Annotated in this window: 1 protein-coding gene; it reads left to right on the plus strand. The window is 54.3% G+C overall.

Going from position 1 to position 414, the window contains the following annotated elements:
• A partial coding sequence (locus D3260_RS17115; RefSeq protein WP_199671576.1) for a 4-hydroxythreonine-4-phosphate dehydrogenase PdxA occupies positions 1-414 on the plus strand: 414 nt, incomplete at both ends.

A 414-nucleotide genomic window follows, 5' to 3' on the forward strand; every position in this document is an offset into this window, starting at 1 on the left:
ATCTTGGTTTGGACGTGCCGATTGCCGCAATAGAGTCACCGGCAGAGGCTGTTGATATTTTCAGCGAGAAACTTCCTGTATTGCCACTCGTCAATGCGCATAAGGAAAGCCCCGGCAAGCCTCTTCCAGAAAATGCAGCCGGGGTTATAGAAGCTATTGAACGAGCCGTGGCCCTGACATTACGTGGTGAGACATCAGCTGTCGTCACCTGCCCTATTGCAAAGAAGCCGCTCTATGATGCTGGCTTCAAGCATCCCGGCCATACCGAGTTTCTCGCAGAACTCGCAAGCCAGCATCTCGGGCGCACAGTCATTCCGGTCATGATGCTTGCTGGCCCGGAATTGCGTGCGGTTCCGGTCACGATCCACATCCCGCTCGCTGAAGTACCGCGTGTATTGACCAAGGATGATGTTC

Source organism: Salinisphaera sp. Q1T1-3, from assembly GCF_003602005.1.
Classification (GTDB): domain Bacteria; phylum Pseudomonadota; class Gammaproteobacteria; order Nevskiales; family Salinisphaeraceae; genus Salinisphaera.